Source organism: Mesorhizobium sp. M7A.F.Ca.CA.001.08.2.1 (assembly GCF_003998455.1).
GTDB classification, from domain to species: domain Bacteria; phylum Pseudomonadota; class Alphaproteobacteria; order Rhizobiales; family Rhizobiaceae; genus Mesorhizobium; species Mesorhizobium ciceri.
Genome location: NZ_RZPW01001060.1, coordinates 1 through 1639, shown reverse-complemented (window position 1 = coordinate 1639; position 1639 = coordinate 1). Strand labels below are relative to the sequence as shown.

At 64.1% G+C, this 1639-nt stretch carries 2 protein-coding genes and 1 pseudogene; 2 read left to right on the top strand and 1 reads right to left on the bottom strand.

Features of this window, described 5'->3' with window-relative positions; genetic code table 11:
* Both EN914_RS34715 and EN914_RS34710 read left to right on the top strand, forming a co-directional pair.
* Window positions 1–312, top strand: a pseudogene (locus EN914_RS34715) (rRNA (cytidine-2'-O-)-methyltransferase); the annotation flags it as partial.
* A complete protein-coding gene (locus EN914_RS34710) occupies window positions 305–682 on the top strand; it encodes a YraN family protein (RefSeq protein WP_024502180.1) in 378 nt (125 codons plus the stop codon). The pseudogene EN914_RS34715 and the gene EN914_RS34710, both read left to right, overlap by 8 nt.
* Window positions 683–762: 80 nt before the next feature.
* Here the strand turns inward: EN914_RS34710 and EN914_RS34705 are convergent, their stop codons facing one another.
* Complete coding sequence (locus EN914_RS34705; protein WP_013528623.1) at window positions 763–1569, bottom strand: undecaprenyl-diphosphate phosphatase; 807 nt, start codon at window positions 1567–1569, stop codon at window positions 763–765.
* Between the last annotated feature and the right edge of the window lie 70 nt (window positions 1570–1639).

Sequence of the window (1639 nt, the reverse complement as noted above, 5' to 3'; positions counted from 1 at the left end):
CGCAAGGCCGCGATCGGCAGGGAATTGACCAAGCCCTTCGAGGAGATGCGAACCGGCACGCTGCAGGCGCTGGCCGACCACTATGCCGCGGCCGATACGCCGAAGGGCGAGATCGTCGTCTGCGTCGCTCCGGCCGAGGCCAGGGTCGACGAACCCGCCGACATCGACCGTCTGCTTCTGTCGCTTGCCGCCGAAATGCCGGCCTCCAAGGCGGCGGCGGAAGCCGCGAAGATGACCGGCGGCCAGAAACAGGCGCTCTATCGGCGATTGCTGGAGCTCAAGGATGCTTCGGGAGAAAGCGGCGGTGGCTGAACGCCCGAGCGCCAGCCGCCAGAAAGCCTATCGGCGCGGCCATCGCGGCGAATGGCTGGCGTCGGTAGCGCTGATGCTGAAAGGCTATCGCATTCTCGCCCGCCGCCACCGCACGCGCTTCGGCGAGATCGACCTGATCGCGCGGCGCGGCGATCTGGTGCTGTTCGTCGAGGTCAAGGCGCGCCGGTCGCTGATGGAAGCCATGGAGGCGATCGGCCACGAATCGGAACGTCGAATAGAAGGCGCGGCCGACATCTGGCTGTCGCGCCAAGCGGACTACGGCAGGCTGTCGATGCGCTTCGACATGGTCGCCGTGCTGCCCTGGCGCTGGCCGGTGCATGTCGAGAACGCGTTTTATGGGAAGAGTTAGAGGGGGCAGCCCTCCTTCATTCGTCATCCACGGGCGGAGCCCGTGGGACGAAGCGTGAGGGCCGCTACGCGGAACACTCCTCACCCCCAGATCATCAACGCCACCAACCCGACACCGCCCACCACCAGCCGCCACCAGCCGAATAGCGAGTAACCTTTGCGCGAGACGTAATCGAGCAGGAAGCGCACGACGATGAGCGCCGTGACAAAGGCGGCGACGAAGCCGACGGCGATGATCGGCAGGTCGGCGCTGCTCAGCACGTTGCGGTTCTTGAACAGGTCGAAGGCGAAGGCGCCGACCATGGTCGGGATTGCAAGGAAGAAGGAAAATTCAGCGGCCGCGCGCTTGTCGACGCCCAAAAGCAGGGCGCCGACGATGGTCGAGCCCGAACGCGATGTGCCGGGAATGAGCGACAGGCACTGGAAAAGCCCGATCTGCAGGTAAAGCCGGGTCGGGAAGCGCTCGACGTCGCGATAAACAGGCTTGAGGTTCATGCGGTCGACCACCAGCAGCACGACGCCGCCGATGATCAGCATGATGCAGATCAGCCTTGGCGATTCGAACAGCACCGTCTTGATGAAATCATGCGCCAGCGCGCCGATGAATGCCGCCGGCAGGAAGGCGATGAGGATGCCGATGACGAAATGCCTGGTCAGTCGGTCGTGCGGCAGTTCGAGCAGCATTTTCCAGAGACGGCGGAAATAAACGCTGAGGATCGCCAGGATGGCGCCGAGCTGGATCAGGATCTCGAAGGCCTTGCCGGTCGAGTGGAAGCCGAGGAAATGGCCAGCGAGCAGGATATGGCCGGTCGAGGACACCGGGATGAACTCGGTCAGCCCCTCCAGCAGGCCGAGCAGCAGGGCTTCGACGATGGTCTGGCTTTCCATGGCTACCTCGGCATTGGCGTGACGGCTGACAGAAGGGCTTGCTTGTCATGGCGTTGAAGTCCCCCTATAG

Coding starts and splice junctions, on each gene's coding strand:
- EN914_RS34705 (WP_013528623.1), bottom strand. CDS start 1,569: ATGGAAAGCCAGACCATCGTCGAAGCCCTGCTGCTCGGCCTGCTGGAG.